The sequence below is a fragment of the Pseudomonas sp. RIT623 genome, assembly GCF_004519305.1.
GTDB lineage: Bacteria > Pseudomonadota > Gammaproteobacteria > Pseudomonadales > Pseudomonadaceae > Aquipseudomonas.
This window is the reverse complement of the sequence record NZ_SOZA01000020.1, coordinates 47,308-66,945: the sequence shown is the minus strand read 5'-3', so window position 1 is coordinate 66,945 and position 19,638 is coordinate 47,308. Positions and strand designations below refer to the sequence as shown.

General features: G+C 57.1%; 14 protein-coding genes. 7 read left to right on the top strand and 7 right to left on the bottom strand.

What is annotated here, in order from left to right; translation table 11 throughout:
• Window positions 1-75: 75 nt before the first annotated feature.
• The 3 genes from E3U47_RS15045 (at window position 76) to E3U47_RS15030 (ending at window position 3,533) form a co-directional block, all read left to right on the top strand.
• On the top strand, window positions 76-1,332 hold the full coding sequence (locus tag E3U47_RS15045) for an integrase domain-containing protein (RefSeq protein WP_134692372.1): 1,257 nt from the start codon (window positions 76-78) through the stop codon (window positions 1,330-1,332).
• A 948-nt stretch (window positions 1,333-2,280) separates the two neighbouring features.
• On the top strand, window positions 2,281-3,261 hold the full coding sequence (locus tag E3U47_RS15035; protein ID WP_134692370.1) for an integrase domain-containing protein: 981 nt from the start codon (window positions 2,281-2,283) through the stop codon (window positions 3,259-3,261).
• Complete coding sequence (locus E3U47_RS15030) at window positions 3,258-3,533, top strand: hypothetical protein (RefSeq protein WP_134692368.1); 276 nt, start codon at window positions 3,258-3,260, stop codon at window positions 3,531-3,533. The genes E3U47_RS15035 and E3U47_RS15030 overlap by 4 nt, the downstream gene beginning before the upstream one ends.
• A gap of 303 nt (window positions 3,534-3,836) precedes the next feature.
• Here the strand turns inward: E3U47_RS15030 and E3U47_RS15025 are convergent, their stop codons facing one another.
• Entirely contained in the window at window positions 3,837-4,415 is a 579-nt protein-coding gene (locus E3U47_RS15025; RefSeq protein WP_134692366.1) for an SLATT domain-containing protein, read from the bottom strand.
• A gap of 32 nt (window positions 4,416-4,447) precedes the next feature.
• Between E3U47_RS15025 and drt3a the strand changes: the two genes are divergently transcribed.
• The 4 genes from drt3a (at window position 4,448) to E3U47_RS15000 (ending at window position 11,035) form a co-directional block, all read left to right on the top strand.
• On the top strand, window positions 4,448-5,713 hold the full coding sequence (drt3a, locus tag E3U47_RS15020) for an antiviral reverse transcriptase Drt3a (RefSeq protein WP_167659490.1): 1,266 nt from the start codon (window positions 4,448-4,450) through the stop codon (window positions 5,711-5,713).
• Between the two features lie 4 nt (window positions 5,714-5,717).
• Entirely contained in the window at window positions 5,718-7,706 is a 1,989-nt protein-coding gene (drt3b, locus tag E3U47_RS15015) for an antiviral reverse transcriptase Drt3b (RefSeq protein WP_134692362.1), read from the top strand.
• A gap of 1,052 nt (window positions 7,707-8,758) precedes the next feature.
• On the top strand, window positions 8,759-9,142 hold the full coding sequence (locus E3U47_RS15005; protein WP_134692360.1) for a nucleotide pyrophosphohydrolase: 384 nt from the start codon (window positions 8,759-8,761) through the stop codon (window positions 9,140-9,142).
• 24 nt (window positions 9,143-9,166) lie between these two features.
• On the top strand, window positions 9,167-11,035 hold the full coding sequence (locus tag E3U47_RS15000; RefSeq protein ID WP_134692358.1) for a DUF2075 domain-containing protein: 1,869 nt from the start codon (window positions 9,167-9,169) through the stop codon (window positions 11,033-11,035).
• 295 nt (window positions 11,036-11,330) lie between these two features.
• On the opposite strand, the gene E3U47_RS14995 is transcribed toward E3U47_RS15000, so the two are convergent.
• The 6 genes from E3U47_RS14995 to E3U47_RS14970 form a co-directional block, all read right to left on the bottom strand.
• Window positions 11,331-11,957 carry a LysE family translocator gene (locus tag E3U47_RS14995; protein ID WP_134692356.1) on the bottom strand — a complete coding sequence of 209 codons (627 nt, stop codon included), beginning with the start codon at window positions 11,955-11,957 and terminating at the stop codon, window positions 11,331-11,333.
• A gap of 99 nt (window positions 11,958-12,056) precedes the next feature.
• Window positions 12,057-13,256 (bottom strand): acetyl-CoA carboxylase biotin carboxylase subunit family protein, encoded by a 1,200-nt coding sequence (locus E3U47_RS14990; protein ID WP_134692354.1) that lies wholly within the window; start codon window positions 13,254-13,256, stop codon window positions 12,057-12,059.
• Window positions 13,253-14,509, bottom strand: a complete 1,257-nt coding sequence (locus E3U47_RS14985) for an ATP-grasp domain-containing protein (RefSeq protein WP_134692352.1) — start codon at window positions 14,507-14,509, stop codon at window positions 13,253-13,255. Before E3U47_RS14985 ends, E3U47_RS14990 begins: the two co-directional genes overlap by 4 nt.
• Before the next feature lie 39 nt (window positions 14,510-14,548).
• Window positions 14,549-15,505, bottom strand: coding sequence for a TauD/TfdA family dioxygenase (locus E3U47_RS14980; protein ID WP_134692350.1), 957 nt, complete (start codon window positions 15,503-15,505; stop codon window positions 14,549-14,551).
• Window positions 15,506-15,646: 141 nt separating this feature from the next.
• A complete protein-coding gene (locus E3U47_RS14975; protein WP_134692348.1) occupies window positions 15,647-17,485 on the bottom strand; it encodes a carbamoyltransferase in 1,839 nt (612 codons plus the stop codon).
• The gene (locus E3U47_RS14970) at window positions 17,482-19,587 is read right to left on the bottom strand and encodes an iron-containing redox enzyme family protein (RefSeq protein ID WP_256660285.1); all 2,106 of its coding nucleotides are present in this window, start codon (window positions 19,585-19,587) and stop codon (window positions 17,482-17,484) included. Before E3U47_RS14970 ends, E3U47_RS14975 begins: the two co-directional genes overlap by 4 nt.
• Window positions 19,588-19,638 lie beyond the last annotated feature (51 nt).

Here is a 19,638-nt window from a genome sequence, read left to right as displayed (position 1 = left end):
GGGTATTCCAGACGGTATTCCATCTCACCCGGTGCTAATCTTTGGAATACCGAATCAGTGCCTGAGGACAATCTCATGCCTGCTCAAAACCTCCGCCTCTCCGATCGACAGCTCAAGGGAGTCAAACCGGCGTCCAAGGATTACGTCCTTACTGACGGTGACGGTTTGCAGCTCCGGGTACGCAGCAACGGCTCGTTGCTGTGGAATTTCAACTACCGCGAACCGGTGACCAAGAAGCGCATCAACATCGGCTTCGGGACCTATCCAGAACTGTCACTGGCGAATGCACGAAAGATGGCAGTCGATGCGCGCGAGCTGCTCGCCCAAGGTATCGATCCGAAGGTGCAGCGCAATACGTTGAATGAAGCCAAGCGCGCAGAAACGGAACACACCTTCGAAAACGTGGCCACCGCCTGGTTCGAGCTCAAGAAAGACTCGGTCACCCCGGCCTACGCCGAGGACATCTGGCGGTCGCTTACACTGCATGTGTTCCCCGACTTGAGAACGACACCACTGGTGAAAATCACCGCGCCGATGGTGATTGGATTACTTCGTCCAATAGAAGCGAAAGGCAGCTTGGAAACGGTCAAGCGTCTTAGCCAGCGGCTGAACGAGATCATGACCTACGGCGTGAATTCCGGTTTGATCTTCGCCAACCCACTCAGCGGTATCAGGGCAGTATTCAAGAAGCCCAAGAAAGAGAACATGGCCGCGCTTCCACCCGAAGAGCTCCCCGAGCTCATGCTGGAGATCGCGAACGCCAGTATCAAACGCACGACCCGCTGCCTGATCGAATGGCAGTTGCACACCATGACTCGCCCTACCGAGGCGGCGACTACTCGCTGGGCAGACATCGACTTTGAAAGGCGTGTCTGGACCATCCCAGCAGAGCGGATGAAGAAGCGCCGCCCTCACAGCATCCCGTTGAGTGATCACGCTGTCGCACTGTTGGAGTCACTGAAGACCCATAGCGGCCATCGCGAATACGTCTTCCCGGCAGACAGAAATCCGCGCACCCACGCCAATAGCCAAACGGCCAACATGGCGTTGAAACGCATGGGCTTCCAGGACCGTTTGGTGAGCCATGGCATGCGTTCGATGGCCAGCACCATCTTGAATGAGCATGGGTGGGATCCGGAGCTCATCGAGGTGGCCCTGGCGCACGTCGACAAGGATGAGGTGCGGAGCGCCTACAACCGAGCCGACTACATCGAGCGCCGTCGCCCGATGATGGCCTGGTGGAGTGAGTACATCCAGAAAGCCGCCACCGGCAGCCTGCTCGCCTCAGCGTACGGCCAAGTCAGAGACAAGAACGTGGTGCCGATACGCTAGCGCTATGCAGGCGCAACAACGGCAGCAACTGAGCGTTCAAGATTCAGGGCAAGCAGCCTCGCTTATCCGCTTCTCAGCGCGGGTCCATCCAAACAGGGCTGCAAAGCCGCCCTGTTTGGATGGACCTTACTTTGAAGAGCTAAAAGCAACGACGTTGTCCGGGATTTACCACGGAATTCCACCAATGGATAACCGCTTTTCACGTCCCCATGAGCGCTGAATCTCGGCCCTTGACCGGGTTTATCCACAGGTGTAGAACTGGCCGTGCAAGCGCTGTCGATGACAGCAACCCAGGTGGCCCGAACCTTGAAGGTCACGCCGCTGCCGCGGTGGTTCTCCCCCCAAATGGCGATTCGCATCCGGCAGCTCGCCCGGTCACCTCCCCGGTGATGGATGCCAACTACATTTCATGGCCCTCGTGCGCCAGACGACACTTCCTATTGCGCTGCCCTGCAGCAACCTATCCGCTTGGCCGAATATTGCGCCAACCTGTGCCCGTCTCTTTCTCCTGGAAAGAGACGGGCACTTCTACCCCTGCTGCAGCCCTGATCGCACATGGCTTTGCGGCACTCCCCCTCGTGACAATCGGCGTGACAAACGCCGATGTCACCAGCAACAGCCATGTAAATGATGGTGCCGCAGACCAGGGAATGGACTGCACCCTGACTGACAGTCAGGCATGCCCCGGTCATCGCATTGCTGCTTGCACCTGGCTCAGGATCTCGCGGCACTGGTCTCGTCAGCCAATGCAGCCTCCACCCGCCCACCGGTAACGGTGCTCAGGAGGCCAGATCATGAGATGCCCTTGCTCCCGGACGTAAGGAGCCGCCAGTCCCGCGTAGTGGACATCCTCACAGGTCGCAGGGGCCTTGATCCCTGATAACACTCAGCATTCCTGGCGGGATGACGTGGGGCGAGGAGTGGAGAGCAAGAGATGAGGTGACCGATATGGCATTGGTGGGTAGACGCGATGGTCGTAATTTCGGCTACGGCAGGCAATTGAGTTACGCAGGACCTCAGGCACTGAAAGACATGTTCGGCGGTGGCCACTACGGCACGGTCAAGGCGCATTGTGATCGCTGGTTAGCGTTCGTGAAGTGGTGCCGCTCCGAACAAGGGCCTGGTATCAACGATGCGCGGCAGGTTGATCGGAAGGTGTTGGCCGACTATGCGGCGTATCTGCGCGACTTGGTAGGGCGCGGTGAGCTCGCCGTCAGCACCGCACAAAACCGGCTATCCAGCGTTAACAGGACCATGGCGGCGCTTCGCGGTGATCAGTACGTGAAGTTGCCCAGCCCAAGCAAGGCGTTGGGTATGCAGCGTACCGGGGTTCGAAAGTCGGTGCCGCAAGGCCAAGACCCCGAACAGGTTAAACAGATCGTCCACGCACTTTGCAGCCGTCATCAGCTACGAGCCGCAGCGATCGTCCTGTTGGCGCGAGCCACCGGCATGCGCTTGCGTGAGGCCATCTTGGCCGACCTGCCACGGCTAAGTCGTGAGGCTGAACAATTAGGCAAGATCAACATCCAGGACGGCACCAAAGGCGGCCGCGCCGGGGCATCGGCAGCCCGTTGGATTAAGGTGGATGAGCATATTCGTGGCGCGATTGAATTTGCAGCGCAGGTGTCGCCGGCGGGTAGCCACAACCTGATTGCACCCAGCGAAAGCTACCGGAGCGTTCTACAGAAAGTTGTCCGTCCTGCGCGGGAAATCCTCCACGGCCACGCCCTCAAAGGTTTTCATGAGCTACGGGCGGCATACGCCTGTGAGCGATACGAGCAAATCACCCAGCACCACGCCCCCATCAACGGCGGTGAGTGTTGCCAGATCGATCAGCGTCTCGACGGCGAGACCCGACGGCAAATCAGCTACGAATTGGGACACGGTAGGCTTGATGTAGTCGGGGCCTACATTGGAGGACGGACATGATCAAGCCATTCGATATGGAGCTATTTTTAGCTGGCGTGCTGAGCGGATCGCACGCGACGCGGCAACGCCATTTGCTGCAGGCAGAGCTTATCCAAATTTCGATTGCAGAACGCTGGCAGCGTGAGACGCCTTGGGCTTGGCAGAGAAAGCATGTTGCTTGGTTTTTAGATCATCGACTGAGTCAGCGCAGCGAGGCGACACGGTACTACTACTTGCTTACAGTGCGACTGCTTACTCGTCGTTTAGAAAAATCATGGGTGTTCAAACTCTGATTGAGGTCTGACTCTGATGTTCACGATCGACAGCAATCGACGCCTAGCTACGCTCAGTAATTGAAGCATAAGGTTCTAATAGACGTTGTTTCGGCGGGGCCTCAACTACACCCCTTCAGTTGTCCCCTAAGGCGAACCCACTAAGGTCGCCTTTTCTTTTGCCAACTTGATCTTAGTTTCACATAGGGTAGAACGATTAAATCTGAGCACACGGCCTCTCAGGTGTGATTCTGTTGTCACATTTTCGTGCCCAAGCACTGCAGATTAGAATTAAATTGATACGGACACTCATCTTCGAAGGGGCTATACCTCGTTGCTAACGGGCATTCCCAAAAAGAACACCCAACCTATGGCTAGACTTATCATGATGAAGTATAGAGAGAAGCGCGAGTAGTAAAAAACTGAGTTCTTAGAAAAAATACACTTTGTCAGGTTAGCTTTTTTATAGTCGATTTCTGAATGGTTTTCGTATTTCTCAAGTATCGAATAATATTTTTCAATGTACTCGTTATACTCTACCGGATTTAAATGTTGATCCCATTTATTTTTAAGCAGGGTTACTAGTTTATTAAGCTCCATACCACAAGCGTGGTGCTGGTGGGATTTAAGACTGAAATCGCTAAGACCGATAGCTATTGAGAGGCTAAGTAACAGTATGGATAGAGAAAGCTGGCCTATGTTAAAAAGGGTTGGATTAACAAGGAATTTATAATTTGCTACTTGGGGAATAGATGTAATAATCAGAACCAGCGAGAAGAAAGAAACGCTAAATAGGGACAAGTAATTGTGCAGCATGAACCTTCGGCTAGCTTGGAAACGGGACGAAGCAGTTTTTGAAATCATTTGCCTAGCTTCGTTGCTGTTGATATATTTTGCCGTCATTGTTGCCTCAATATATGTTAAGGAGTGACGCTGTGATTGAGTCACCTTACACAGTAAGAAATTTAGTGGGATTTATAGCTCGACACCACCAAACTAAAGCTGCTGATCATAAGGCGGAGTATGAAGCTACGGCAAGAGAAATTTTAGCTAAAATTGACAGTAACTCTGTGTTTAAAGGCGCGCTTAATGACTTCACGCTGAATAATAAGGCCGTTTACACATACAACAGTGTGTGTGCCGCAGTCGCGTCAAGATTGATTATAAGAAACCTCAAGCTCAATGCGAGAGTGAAGGCGTTAGGGCGTAGTGAGATTGTATCTTCACTAATATCCTCACTTTCTGACGGTGTACCCTATAAGGTCTATAGATACGATATCGTGTCTTTTTATGAGTCTATAAACAGAGATAAATTACTCTCTCTGATAAGACGCAAGTCTCTTTGCTCAAACAAAACATTGGAATTAATAGAGTCCTTGTTCCAGGTTTTCAATGAAATGGGCGTTCAAGGCTTGCCTCGCGGACTTGATGTGAGCGCCTATCTTTCTGAACTATATTTAGCGGACTTCGATGAGCACGTTAAAAGATTAAGCCATGTAAGTTTCTATGCTAGGTTTGTAGACGATATCGTCGTGATTACAAATCATATTGTTGACGAAGACATTACCAGTGATGTTAGGTCGTTCCTGAGTGATGAACTAACTTTGCATGAAGGTGATGAGTCGTCCTACAAACGTGGTGGATTTGTGATTGGTGCCGCGGAACCTACTGTGCCGCGTGTTGCGGTTTCAAAAAAAATCGATTACCTAGGGTATGAGTTTAAGATTTTTAATTGCTACTCTGAAAGCAAAGATTTTAGACCCAAGAGAAGGATTGAAATAGATATTTCCAGTCACAAAGTAGCAAAAATAAAGTCGCGAATTTCTAAGTCCTTCTTGACTTATTGTCACTCTCGCAAGGCAGCAGCGGACTATAATTTGCTTGCGAGGAGGATAAAAGCTCTTACCGGCAACTATGAGATACACTCCTCCGGCACTAATGTGAAGATAAAGACTGGGATATACTATAACTATCATTTCAAAACGGACCGTGAAAGATGCTCTTTGTATTTGCTTGATGCAATGCTAAAGCGTCTTTTGTTTTCGACATCTCACCCGCTTAATTTGCGTATTGTAAAAGCATTAAGCTTGACAAGAAGACGGGCCTTGTCGAAATTCAGCTTTTATAACGGATTTTACAATAAAATTTACTATTCTTTTAGTTATCAAGAGTTGAAGAAGATTAGAAAGGGATGGAGCTGAATACATGACCAAAAGCATAAGGCGTGTGCGGAAAACTGATTATGATCGTGTTGTGCTTACGGAAACATGCCCTTATGAGGTCCCTATAATATTTGAGAATATTGGGGTGTACAATTTATTGAAAGTTAATTCAGGCGAGCGGGAGGTTGAGCACGGAATAACTAGGAATTTCCTGGCGATAGTGCTTGGCAAGAAAAGAACTGATTTTACCGTCCCTTTTTCTTACAAAATCAGGAAGGATAGTTTTTCATTTCGAGAGGTTTCGCTGTTGCATCCGGCTTCGCAGCTTGAGGTCGTTGAGTTCTATAAAGAGTTCCAGCATAAAATAATAAACGTTTGCAGTGTTAGTGACTTCAGCATTAGAGCCCCGAAGAAGATTGCTGGGAAATATTATCAGCCAAATAACTCCCAACTTACGAATGAATTTAAAAGCGACAAAATGGTTGACTCAAAAAATGAGAATTTATATAAGCATCTGACTTCTTATTTTTCTTATGGCGGCCATCGAAGGCTATACAACTTTTTTGACTCTGCAGAGTTCATGATGCTGGAGCGCAAGTATTCAAATTTTTGGGCTTTGGATGTAAATAAGTGTTTTGACAGCATTTATACGGAGTCTATCAATTGGTCTGTTCATGAAAAGGACTTTTTTAAAATCAATTCCGGAGTAGGAAATACCTTTGGATCTGTTTTTACTAAGTTAATGGAGTCGGCTAACTATAATGACTCATCTGGGATATTGATAGGTCCAGAAGTGAGTCGAATTTTTGCTGAGGTGATATTCCAGCGCATCGATAGGAATGTTAAAGAGTCCTTGGCAGTCAGGAAAGTTATGCAGGGAGTGGACTACGATATCCGTAGGTATGTAGATGATATATATCTGTTCGCCACAGGCGACGAAATCGCCCGGATTGTTTTTGCGGTAATAGAGGAGAAGGTTAAAGAATACAAGCTCAGTCTGAACCACTCAAAAACGATTAAGGTCGGTCGACCATTTGTAACGAAGCAAACGCAAACGATGATGGAGATCAAATCTAGATTCAAGACTCTAGAACGACAGTTGGTGGAGAAAGAAAAGGGGGAGTTAAAATTTGCACCTAAACGTCTTATAAAAAGAAAATACCTTGTTGTATCTTTTGTGAATGAGATTAAGTCCTTGTGCTTTGATGACCCTTCATCTTACACAATGGCTTGCAACTTCTTGATAAAGGCAATTGCAAATCTTATTGTGAAATTCTGCAGAAAAAATATTAAAAGGCAATTGGATGGGGCGGTTGCTGCTCGTTACTCAAGTTTCTTTCTGGTCGTAATTGAATTTGTTTTTCATTTTTATACTGTAAACCCTAGTCACTCTGGGGCTGTTCAATTGTGTAAGATCACGGAGTTTATAGTTAGATTTTGTGATAAAAAATTTAAAGATGAGTCGCCGCTGATTAAAGGTCAAATTCACAGGCGGTGTTTGGAGTTCTTCGAAAGTAGCGAATTTGCGAAACTGTCCCGACAGTATTCTGACTCGGCGTCAATTGAAATCCTAAACATTTTGATCGTCTCGAGTTGCCTAGGTAAAGATTATGGGCTGACTGAAAGTGAGCTTGTGTCAAGCCTTCAGCTCGAGGGTAATCGGCAGTTGGGGTATTTTGAAATATTTGTATTGCTATATTATATTGGTCGTCGTAAGAAATTTTCACTGGTTTACGCAAAAGTCATTGACTCTCTTCGTAGGTATTTGCTCGATTTAAGTGATATTAAATCTTCTGCCCAGAAAGCTTATATATTTTTCGAGGCGATTTCTTGTCCCTATGTGCCATACGACGAAAAGCTAAAATTTGCATCTCTAGCTTTGCAAGCTGTAGGAGGGAGTAATGAACCAAGCTTGGGGTATGATGCAATTCTGCTTGTTCAGGACTTAGAGTGTATAAAGTTTTGTGGTTCTTGGGATAAAGCTGCAATGATGAGTCTGCTGGAAAAAAAGGCCTTGCAGAAAGTATACTAGTTTGGCATCATCGTTCTAGTTGTGCTCGCTGGCTTCACTGGCCTCGCTTTTTGAAAGCCAAGAACGTATTGCAGGCGGTTACTGCAATACCCACTTCGGTGCCCACACACTACAGTCAGCGCAGCACAGCTCCTACACCTGCATTTTTATGTGTTGCGCTTTTTTAGCGGATCACTATGGGGGGGCTTCCGCAAAGCGAGCTCCTCCATTGGTAATGAATAATCGTCAATGATCCTTAGGCTCGCAGCAATTCCGAGCATATCGTTTCATGCTCTACTGGCGAGTGATTTATTCAGATAGTCATCCTGTGCGAACTTTTTTTGCAAAAGCGGTGGCAACCGTCAAATTCCCTGGCTCGATTCCATCGAAAGCCATAACTAGCTTATTAATTTTTAGATACCCTATGAGGTATGTCAAAAAACCCACCAAATTCCAGTCCCGCGAAAACGGGGACTTCACGGCCAACAACCGTCCGTCTGTACCCGCTACCAAGCGCAATATCGGTCATCGACGGAACTACCGTGTGTCGCCGCCAGAGTCACTACGCATTCGTAACGTGCCAAACCAGATACGGCGCAGGTTGTTGCCAGCGTCTCCGCTATCGCCGCTCCACAATTGGAGCTTTCCGACCTCGTACGGCTGGTCGAACAGTTGCAGATGAAGGGGCTTAGTTGCAACGTCAGGTGAACGCCTACCTCATCCGCTCAGCAAAATGGCAGCTGTAGGGGACCGTCAGCCCCACTGGGAAGCGCTGCTGCTCTATCTGCAACAATCGAACGGTGTGAAGAAAAGGACGCTGGCCGGTGGGCATGATCATCATCGCGGCCAACTGAGCTACGCCCGCCGACAGGCACTGGAAGATCGGTTTGCTGACGGCACACTTCGCCTCACTCAAAGCAAATAGCGAACGCCGGCAAGGAATTCGGGCGGCAGACAGCGCGTGAGAGAAAAAACACAAAAAAACCTGCGCAAGCAGCGAAAACTCTTACAATCCAAGGCCGGATTTCCTACACATTTTTTGCCCTCCCCACTGATACCCAAGAGATAGCCCCGTGAGTGACTCAGACAGCTCATCTGCGCCACTGGTTGACGTTGTGAAGCTTGCCGCATCCCTTCAGCGCTTCGCAGATGATCGCGACTGGCAGCAGTTCCACTCCCCCAAAAATCTCATCCTGGCTCTCACTGGCGAGGTAGGAGAGCTGTGCGAGATTTTCCAATGGATGAGCGATCCCGATTCGCTCTCCGCAGCTACAGATCCCGAGATCGGCCAAGCCGTCAAGGACGAATTGGCGGACGTACTGATGTACCTGGTTCGGCTGAGCAGCGTACTCGGGGTTGACCTCAACGAAGCGGTGACACGGAAACTCGCCTCGAACGGCCAGAAATACCCCGTGGATAAAGCCAAAAGCAGCAGCAAAAAGTACGACCGACTCTGATCAACCCGAATCTAAGGACAAACCGTGATCGTTTACGCTGCGACCAAACAGCAATTTCTAAAAGACAACGATAACGATGACATCGAGGACGTGATCCTCAGGCATTACAAGGAAGCCACCGGCAAGACCGTTGGCAGGTCGGAAATCAGGTCGTGGCAAGGATCGCTAACGTACATGGCCAAGGTCCTTAGGGATGAAGGCCTGCCGAGCGACGCGGGCCTCGCCATTGAGCTGCACATTCCGCAGTCGTCGAAGCGAATCGATTTTCTGCTCACCGGTCGCGACGAAAAGCAGGCAAAAAAAGCCGTCTTGATCGAATTGAAGCAATGGAGCAAGGCCAACGCCACTACCAAGGATGCCATCGTCAAAACAGCATTGGGTGGCGGCCTCGTTGAGACCATTCACCCGTCCTATCAGGTTTGGTCATACGCCGCGCTGCTGGAGGGCTTCAACGAAGCGGTGTATGACAAAAGCATCGAGATCCGTCCGTGTGCCTACCTTCATAACTACGTCAGCGACGGCATCATCGACTCAGCTCACTACGAGCCCCACATCAGCAAAGCCCCACTGTTCCTGAAAGGGCCGGACGAGCTCACCAAACTCAGAAGCTTCCTGAAAAAGCATATTGCTCACGGCGACAACAAAGAGGTTCTCTACGAACTGTCCGATGGGAAAATCCGCCCATCCAAAGCGCTAGCCGAAGCCCTCGAAGGGCTGATGACAGGCAAGCCAGAGTTCGTATTGATTGACGATCAGAAAGCAATTTTTGAATCGGCGCTCGCAGCGGCAAGCGAAGCTTCGGAGCAAGCGCCAAAGGTGCTGATTATTGAGGGGGGGCCGGGCACCGGGAAAACTGTTCTGGCTATCAATTTGCTGGTGAGGCTCACAGAATTGAGGCTGTTAAGCAAATATGTCTCGAAGAATGCCGCCCCACGCAAGGTCTACGAAAGCAAACTGGTTGGCACCATCAAACGCAGCCATTTCTCGAATTTCTTTTCAGGCTCTGGGGCGTTCATCGACACTGAGCCCAACACATTCGATGCGCTTATCGTGGACGAAGCTCATCGGCTGAATGAGAAAAGCGGGCTTTATGGAAACCTTGGGGAAAACCAGATCAAGGAGCTGATTGATTCAGCGAAATGCTCAATTTTCTTCATTGATGAAGACCAGCGTGTAACCTTGAGCGATATTGGCAGCAAGCAGGCGATACGCGCCTTTGCAAAAGCCAAGGGTGCTGAGGTTGAAGAACACGTGCTGTCTTCGCAGTTTCGCTGCAGTGGTTCTGACGGTTACCTGGCATGGCTGGATGACACGCTAGGCATTCGTTCGACGGCAAATCCGACGCTTGAGACTCAAGAGTACGAGTTTAAGGTGTTCGACTCACCTCAGGCGATGCATGAAGCAATCAACGAGAAAAACCACGGAAACAAAGCTCGTGTGGTCGCGGGCTATTGCTGGCCTTGGCTGAGCAAGAAAGACTCCACCGCTGCTGATATCGTCATTGGTGACTACAAACGCCAATGGAACCTGGATCAGGATGGCAGCCTATGGATCATCGCTGAGAACTCCATTGAGCAGGTTGGCTGTATTCATACCTGCCAAGGTTTGGAAGTCGACTACATTGGGGTGATCATCGGGCCAGACCTAATCGTACGTGACGGTAAGGTAGTGACATCCCCGGCCGAGCGCGACAAGCACGATAAATCGATTCGCGGCTGGAAAAAAATGATGAAAGAGCAACCTACCCTAGCGAAAAAAGAAACAGACCTGATCATCAAAAATACATACCGAACTCTGATGACACGTGGGATGAAGGGTTGCTACCTGTACTGCACCGACAAAGAGACTGCGCAGTACTTCGAGAGTCGGCTTAGCCAACACAGCAATCATTGACGGTATCGTTTGCTAGGAACCCCTGTACCTGCGAGTGGGGACATCGTACGCGCAGGGGCAACAATCAACAGCGCGACCATTTAGTTGATAGACTCGATCCCGATTCTTTTTTTTGGGCGGAGCTCAAAAAGCACCGTCCATCGGAATCCAGACCACGCAGCGTTCCAACTGGTATTCCAGGCAAGTTGACCAATAAATTATTAATCAGAAAAAACAGATAGATACCGACTTGTTTCAAATTACCCCGGCCCAATAAAAAAGACGCCAAATGGCGCCTTTCTAACTCCCACCCCCCTCAATCCAACGGCTTCCTCAACAAAATATCCACCGCAAACACCCCCAACACCGCCCCGGACACCCACCGCTGGGTCCTCATCGCCGCGGGCCGGGCGGTCAGGAAGCGGCTCACCCGCGCCGCCGCCAGCACGATCAGCCCATTCACCGTCACCGCAATGACGATCTGCACCAACCCCAGTTGCATGTACTGCTGCAAGGTCGACCCCACCGTTGGGTCGATGAACTGCGGAATCAACGCCGAGTACATCAACGCGATCTTCGGGTTCAGCAGGTTGGTCACCAGCCCCATGGTGAACAATTTGCGCGGCGAATGCGGCGGCAGTTCCCGCGCCTCGAAAGGCGAGGCGCCGCGTACCATGTTCCAGGCCAGGTAACCCAGGTAGAAGGCGCCGGCGATGCGCACCACGTCATATGCCACCGGCACGGCCTTGAACAGCGCCGACAGGCCAAGCCCGGAGGCCACCAGGTAGCAGATGAACCCCAGCGCCACGCCGGCCAGGGAGATCATCCCGGCCAGGCGGCCCTGGGAAATCGCCCGGGATGTCAGGTAGACCATGTTCGGGCCGGGGGTCAAGACCATGCCCAGGGCGATGATCGCCACACCTATCAAATTCTCCAACGGCATCTCAACATGCTCCTTCGCATGGCTGGGTGGCCCAACGGCGCTGCAAGGCAGCGCCGCGGCCGGCATCGTTCAATGTAACCAGGGCGCGCGGCGCGGCCCTCATGCTTGCACGCTCCAGGCGTGGGACAACTGCGCGAAGATCGACTCGACATCGCGCTCCAGCGCCTGGCGGTCGAAGCTGCGCAGGCGCAGGCGGGTCTTCGCCCCTTCATAAACACCGCTGGCAGTGCGCTGTAGCTCCTGGGGCAGCGACCAATACAACGTGCCCAGGCCTGCGTCGGGCGTGCTGGCACGCCGGCCAATCACCCAGGCGCCACGCTCGCCATGCAGCGGGCGGCCGTCGCGGCTGCGGCTGCGCGCCTGCTCGCGGTAGCGGCTGGAAGCTTCGGTCTGCAACTCCCAGGCGATGCCCACCAGGTCGATGTCGCGCACCTCGCGCCAAAGGAACGGGATTTCCGCGCCGCCGACGCGGGCGCCGATCTCGAGAAAGCGCAAGGCGTCGCCGTCATCGAACAGTTCCAGGTGGAAGACAATCTCGCGCCCTGGCGCGAAGGCCGCCAGCAGCTCGGCGACGCGGCTGGCGATGCGTCGCTCGTCATCGCCTTCGGCAAGCTCGATGCTGCCCAGCGGGCTGTCCGGGCCGAAGTCGGCGCAGCTGTTCACATAGCGCGATGCGGTCAGCACCACCACCTGCTCGCCATCCCACCAGCCATCCACATGCAAAATCGGCGCGGCGCAGAACACCTGGACCATCATCGGCTCTGGCTGCGCGTCCTGCAGCAGCGCCAGGTCCTGCGCCTGGCGCAGGATCCTGACGCCGCGGCTGGCGGTGCCGAAGCGCGGCTTGAGCACCAGCGGGTAGCCGTGGCTTTGCAGCAACTGGCGCACCCCCTGCGCATCGTCCGCGGCCACCGCCGGCAGCACGGCGATGGCCGTCTGCCGGTTGGCCACCGCGAGCATGCTGAGCTTGTCGCGAAAGCGCTCGACCCAGGCCGGCGCGTCGCCGTGGATGGCCCAGCGCTCGCGAATCGCGGCGGCATTGAGCAGGTCGCCTTCGTTCAACGCCACCACGCGCTCGGGCACGCCGTACTGGGCGATCACCCGCCCAGCCTCGGCCATGACCGCGTCGGCATCGTCCAGCGAGGCCAGCGTCGAGCTCGACGCCAGCCGCGCTGCCGGCAGCGAGCCGAGTGACTCGGGCGTGCAGATCGCCCGAATCACCCTGCCAGCGGGCAGCTCATACTCGTCGTAGAGTGCCTGGCGCCCTACCCAGCGATGCAGGCAGAGCACGTAGCTCATGCCTGGGGCTCCTGGATGAAGTGCACGGCGGCGACCAGTTCATCGCCGATGCGCACCGCGTCCTCGCGCGAGGTGCCGGTGGCCAGCACATAACCGGAAACGCAGTCGGCCACGGTGTCCAGCGGCGGGATCACATCGCCTTCGTGCTTCTGGATGACCACCGCGCGCTCGGCCTCGCCCAGCTCGAACAGGAACGGCAGGAACACCAGCGGCGTCTCGCCTGGGCGGGTGTGGCGCACGTCGACGTCAGGCTTGAGGTCGAGCTCGACCTTGCGCACCTTGCCCGGGGTCGGCACGAAGAACTGGATCGCGGCACCGGCCTTGGGCTCTGGCGACTCCAGCGGCAGTTCGTCGATGCCCAGCGGCACGGTGAGGAACATGCGGTTCAGGTCCAGGCCGAAGGCGCGGCGCACCAGTTCCGGGGCGCCGGAGCCGGCCAGGCGGGCATGGGACTCGAGCACGCGCGGGCCCTTGGCGGTGAGGACGAACTCGCTGTGCGACGGGCCCTCTTCCAGCTCCACCGCGTCGAGCAGGCGGCAGGTCATGTCCTTGAGCTCGGTGAGCCACTGCTTGGCGTCGGTGCTGGGGGTGCTGACTTCCCACTCGACGTACTTGTCGTTCATGCGGTACTGCGAGTAGCCGATCGGCAGGTGGCGGCGCTTGAAGGAGAACGAGTCGACGCTGACCACCGGGCCGTCCAGGTACTCTTCGATGATGATGTGGCGCACCTCGGCGTCCTTGAGCGCCTGCCAGGCACGGGTGGCGCTGGCGGCATCCTCGCAGGGGTGGATGTGCAGGCTGGCGACGCCTTCGGCCGGCTTGAGCACCGAGCGGCCATGCTCGGCGACGAACGCGATGGCGTCCTCGGCGCAGGTGACGTGACGGAAGGCCACCGGGCTCAGGTCGTGCTTGGCCAGCAGCTCGCGCATGGCCACCTTGTCCTTGAGCAGGTGCGCGGTCTTGTAGGAGACACCGGTCAGCTTGAAGTGGTCGACCACCTTGCCGGTGGACTCGCCCGCCACCTCGGTGGTGGTGATGATGCGCTCGAACGGGCGCTCGCGGTGCAGCGGTTCGAGCACCTTGATGATCGCCTCGGCATCGTCGATGCGGGCATGCACCACGCGCTCGCAATGGCTGACGATCTCCTGCTCGTAGTCACCTTCCTGGTGCACCAGCACGACATCGATGCCCATTTCCTTGGCACCGTGGATAGGCGCCGGACGACCACCGATAACTGCAATACGCTTGTTCATGGAAACTCCTTGTTCGTCGTGAGATTTGTCAGCAAAGCATCAGCTGCCGTAGACCCGGCGCAACCAGCGCGCCTGGCCATCGGGCAGGGGTTTGAACGCCTTGCGCCGATGCAGCACGCGGGCGTTCTTGAAAATGAAGAAGTCACCGGGCTGCAGCACCAGCTCTATGCCCTGGATGTCCTTGAGCACCTGGCGCAGCAGGCTGAGCGCGGCCTGGGCGGGCGCGGCGCTGGCGCTGACGATGCCGTCGTCGAAGCGCAGCCGATAGCCGTTGGCGCCACGCTCGAGAATCGGCATCACCCGTTGCTCGCCGTCATGGCCTTCGTTGGAGGCCGGCGCGCCGAAGGCGAAGGCCGGCTGGCTGAGGTGCTCGATGGCCCAGGCCGGCAGGCGTGACAGCACATGGTCGACGCAGACGATGTCGGTGGAGGCCTGCTCGTGGTTACGCACGGCGATGAACGCCAGGTAGTTGGGCACGCTGCGGGCGACATCGCTGGCCTGGTCGTCGAATGGCCAGTTGGGGTTGTCGGTATGCCACGAGAAATCCACATCCGCGCCCCAGGAACTGGTGGTGCCCGCCGCTTGCGCCACCGGCACCACATTGCGCACCAGCTTGCCGTGGTTCTCGTACTCCACGGCGTGGGAGCGCACCCCCAGCAGGTTGAGCATGCCGAAATGCAGCAGGTCGAAATCCAGCACGCACTGGGCATCGGGCAAGAAGCCGTTGCTCGGCGACGGCACCGCGGTGGACAGGCCGATGCCGCGCAACAGCAGGGCCTTGTGGCTGCACCCGGCAAACCCGCGGATGCTCTCGACCAGGGCTGGGCCAAGCAGCGAGCGCAGCCAGTCGGCGCCCACCGCGCCGACGTTGTCGGCGCGGTGCGGCATGCTGGCCAGACGTTCGCGGCAGGCTGCCAGCCCGGACAGGTCGGCATCGCTCACGGTCAGCACCTGGACCACCGAGGCCTGGTGCACATCCAGCGCCATGAGGCTCATGATTGGCGCTTCAGGTAGGACGCGACCTTGGGATCCGGACGATGGGCAAACCGCGCGCCGCGCCGCAGCAACACACCGAGAGGCAAGATCAGGTAGAGCAGAACGTATTCCATGTTGCACCTTCCCTAGTAGATGAAATGTTCAGTCCAGCGGCACGGTCTCGCGCCAGTCGACCGCTTCCTCGAACTGTGGCTGCTGGGCTTTCTCGAGGTAGAAATCGCCGATGGCCAATACGTCCATGTTGGTGCGCATGAAGCAGCGGTAGGCCTCGAACGGCGTGTTGACGATGGGTTCGCCACGCACGTTGAACGAGGTGTTGACCAGCGCCGGGCAGCCGGTGCGCTGGTGGAAGCGTTCGAGCAAGGCGCGAAAACGCGGGTTGCGCTCGCTGTCGACGGTTTGCACCCGCGCCGAGAAGTCGACATGGGTGATCGCCGGCAGGTCGCTGCGCACCACCTTGAGCAGGTCGATGCCGGTCAACTGCGCCTGGTGCCCCGGCACGCTCTTGCGAATCGCCTGGGCCACCGGCGACACCACCAGCATGTAGGGACTCTCCTCGACGATGTCGAAGCAGTCGGCCGCGCGCTCGGCCAGCACCACCGGGGCGAACGGGCGGAACGACTCGCGGAACTTGATGCGCAGGTTCATCGTCGACTGGGTGTCGGAGCGTCGTGGGTCACCGAGGATCGAGCGGTTGCCCAGCGAGCGCGGACCAAACTCCATGCGCCCCTGGAACCAGCCCACCACGCCGCCTTCCTCCATGCTCAGGATCACCCGGTGGTCGAATTCCTCCTGGCTCAGCTGCTGGTACACGGCGCCGCATTCATCCAGCTCGGCGCGGATCTGCTCGGCGCTGTACTGTGGCCCGAGCAGCGAGCCGCTCATGCCATCGACCGCCTCGGGCAGCTCGCGCTGGGTAACCTGGCGCTGCCGGCGATCGGTGAGCAACGCCGCTCCCAGCGAGCCTCCGGCATCACCGGCGGCCGGTTGAATCCACAGGCGCTCGAAGGTCCGCTCGCGGGACACCACGCCGTTGGCCACGCAGTTCAGGGCCACGCCTCCGGCCATGCACAGGTTGCGCTCGCCGGTAAGTTCGCGGGCGGTCTTGGCCAGGCGCGAAACGATCAACTCGGTGACTTTCTGCACCGAGGCCGCGAGGTCGAACTCACGCTCGGTCAGCGGCGCCTCGGGCAAACGCCGCGGGCCGCCGAACAAGCGCACGAAGGCTTCGCCGGTCATCACTTCACCGCGGATGAACTCGAACTTGGTCCAGTCCAGGCGGAAGCTGCCGTCGGGCTTCACATCGATCAGCTCGGCGAGAATGCGCTCGGCGTACACCGGCTTGCCATAGGGCGCCAGGCCCATGAGCTTGTACTCGCCGGAGTCGACCTTGAAGCCGCAGAAGTAGGTGAACGCCGAGTAGAGCAGGCCAAGCGAATGCGGGAACGATAGCTCCGCGACTTTCTCCAGGCCTTCGGGCTTGCCGTGCCAGAGCGTGGTGGTGGCCCATTCGCCGACGCTGTCGATGCACAGGATCGCCGCCCGTTCGAAGGGGCTGGGGAAGAAGGCCGAGGCGGCATGGGAGGCATGGTGGCCATGCACCTCGATGCGTCGGTCGGCGCGGTCGCCCATCTCCTTGAGGTGGCGCAGCACTTCTCGGTCCATGCGCCGCTTGGTGCTGAGCCAGTCGGCCAATACCGGGGCGTAGGTGCGCACCGCCGACAGGCCAGCGACCGCCGCGGTGGACAGCACCCGGCGAAACTTCAGGGCCGGGTCCTCGTAGTAGGCCACGTGGTCGACCTGGTCCAGGCGCAAGCCCGCCTCGGCCAGCACGTAGGCAATGGCCTGGCGCGGGAACCCTGGGTCGTGGCGGATGCGGCTGAAGCGTTCTTCCTGGGCCGCGGCGACGATGCGCCCATCGATCACCAGCGTGGCCGCGCTGTCGTGGTAGAAGGCGGAGATGCCGAGAGTGCAGGTCATAGCAGCGACCTCATGGTTTCCTTGAACTTGTCCAGCATGGTGTCCTCCCTGGGTGGATTGAGCGCGACGTATCCGGTACGGATACGCGCCCATAGTTCGTCGCGGTCGCGTGTGGAAAATGCGCTGAGGTAAGCGTCCAGGCTGGCGGCAGCCCAGGCGCTGTGGCCGGTGGAAATGTTGTCGATGGCGTTGTGCAGGTCGACGAACAGGGTCGGGTAGCCATAGGCGACCAAGGCCTTGTGGGTGCGCCGGTAGCCACCGCCCACGCCGGACAACTCCATCGCCAGGTTGAGCCCGAGGATTTCCGGGCAGTAGCTCTGGGGATAACGGCCGATGGCCAGCCAGAACACCGGCAGCTCGAAGTCCTCGTCGGCGAAACACTCGGCGCCGGCATAGCCTGGCGCGGCGGTGGCCGGTAGTTCGCCATGCACCGCCCGCAGCAACTGGCGGTAGATCACCGGGTGGTTCTGTGCCTCGAGGCCGTTGCCCAGCTCGTCGTACAGGGTCTCGAACAGGCGGCTGCCAAAGGTCGAGGCCGCCAGGGACGGATGGGCGAAACCGGCCAGCCAGGCGCCGTCGATCATGGTCAGCGGCGCCAGGGCGACGATGTCGGCAATCACCTCTTCGCGGCTGGGCAGGTCCTGAGGCTGCTCCAGCGCCTGGTTGGACAACGCGTGCTGCTGTTGCAGCCACTCGCGCAGCACGCCTGGGGCCCAGCGTTCGGGTAGCGGGCAGCGGCCCTTGGCCACCCCGCGGGCGGCCTTGACCAGCCAGCGGTTGACGTAGTGCCGGGCATGGTTCTGCTCGGCTGGGGTCAGCTCGACGTGCAGCAAGCGCGGGTAGGCCTGGCGCGGTGCCAGGCGAGTCGCCAGGATCGGCGCCTCGACCTCCTCGCCCAGCAGCCCGGCCAGCAGGCCGTCATCCTTCCACAGCGCGCGAGCCGGCTGTGGCTGAGGCTGTTCGGCGTAAGGCAGCCCGGCGATCCAGCGCTCGAGGATGGCCAGGTCGTCGCGGCTGAAGATGCGGAACATCTTGCCCCGCGGCGATACCAGGGTGGTCAGCAACGGGCTGCCTTGCGGGTTGCCGGCGCGGACATAGGCACTGGCGGCCAGATGCTCGAGAAACCGCAGCGAGTCATCCTCCTCCAGCAGCGAGCGCATCGGCACTTTGTTCAAGCGGGCTTTCTCGTGGTACTGGCAGGCATCCGGGCGTCGCCGGCTGATCAGGTCACGGGCGGCCTCGCGCGGGTCGAGCCAGCGTTCCAGCACGGCGAGCAGCGCGGTGTTCGCCGACTCGACCTGCCCGCGCGCCCAGCCATACCCCTGGCGCATGCCTTGCTGGGCCTCGGGCGCGGCCTGGGCGAGGTACTCGCGTACCGCGGCCTCGGCCAGCGTTGCCAGGTCTTGCGCCGAACCGCACGGGTCGCGGCGCAGGTCGAGCAGGCGCTCGCGCCCAGGCTGCCCATCGGCGATGAAGGCGAACATCGGCAACACGCCACAATGGCGCAGGTAGAGGTTGGCCCCGAGGATCTGCGGCAACAGCGACTCGGGAAAATGCCCGAGCAGCACCAGCATCGCCGCCAGGTTGAACGCACCGTCGCAGACACTGGAATCGTCACCGATGGACTGGGGATCCTCGCCGGCATCCGACGGCGCCAGCTCACGCATCAGCTCGCGATAACGCTGGATACGGCTGGCGCCGGGCCGGCCACCGCCAACATCCAGCGCATGGACCTGCAACATGGCCATGGCATAGCGCGCTTCGTTGTTCCAACTGGCGCAGACGGCGTGGATCAGGTGCTGGCTGCCAAGCAACAGCGGCGCGGCCTCACGCACGGCCTTGGCGCGCAGCAGCTGGCCCTCGTGCTCGCCGAGACGCTGCTGCAGCTGCCGCCAGCCCTGGCCGATGGCCTGCAAGCGCTGCGCGGCGTCGGCGGCCAGGCCGGCCAGCTGCTGCGGGCAGGCGAAGTCGGCCTCGACCTGCGCGGCGCCGGGCGCGGCGGCAAGGCAGGCGCGCAGGCTGGCGGATGAAAACATCCGCCGGGCCTGGTCCCCCGACTCGGCGCCGAGCAGGCTGGAAAATAACTGCCGATGGTTGTTCATCAGTGCATTGGATAAATAGAGGAATTGTTCTTTTTCTTGGACTTCTTCTTG

Coding starts and splice junctions, on each gene's coding strand:
- E3U47_RS15045 (WP_134692372.1), top strand. CDS start 76: ATGCCTGCTCAAAACCTCCGCCTCTCCGATCGACAGCTCAAGGGAGTC.
- E3U47_RS15035 (WP_134692370.1), top strand. CDS start 2,281: ATGGCATTGGTGGGTAGACGCGATGGTCGTAATTTCGGCTACGGCAGG.
- E3U47_RS15030 (WP_134692368.1), top strand. CDS start 3,258: ATGATCAAGCCATTCGATATGGAGCTATTTTTAGCTGGCGTGCTGAGC.
- E3U47_RS15025 (WP_134692366.1), bottom strand. CDS start 4,415: ATGACGGCAAAATATATCAACAGCAACGAAGCTAGGCAAATGATTTCA.
- drt3b (WP_134692362.1), top strand. CDS start 5,718: ATGACCAAAAGCATAAGGCGTGTGCGGAAAACTGATTATGATCGTGTT.
- E3U47_RS14995 (WP_134692356.1), bottom strand. CDS start 11,957: ATGCCGTTGGAGAATTTGATAGGTGTGGCGATCATCGCCCTGGGCATG.
- E3U47_RS14990 (WP_134692354.1), bottom strand. CDS start 13,256: ATGAGCTACGTGCTCTGCCTGCATCGCTGGGTAGGGCGCCAGGCACTC.
- E3U47_RS14985 (WP_134692352.1), bottom strand. CDS start 14,509: ATGAACAAGCGTATTGCAGTTATCGGTGGTCGTCCGGCGCCTATCCAC.
- E3U47_RS14980 (WP_134692350.1), bottom strand. CDS start 15,505: ATGAGCCTCATGGCGCTGGATGTGCACCAGGCCTCGGTGGTCCAGGTG.
- E3U47_RS14975 (WP_134692348.1), bottom strand. CDS start 17,485: ATGACCTGCACTCTCGGCATCTCCGCCTTCTACCACGACAGCGCGGCC.
- E3U47_RS14970 (WP_256660285.1), bottom strand. CDS start 19,587: ATGAACAACCATCGGCAGTTATTTTCCAGCCTGCTCGGCGCCGAGTCG.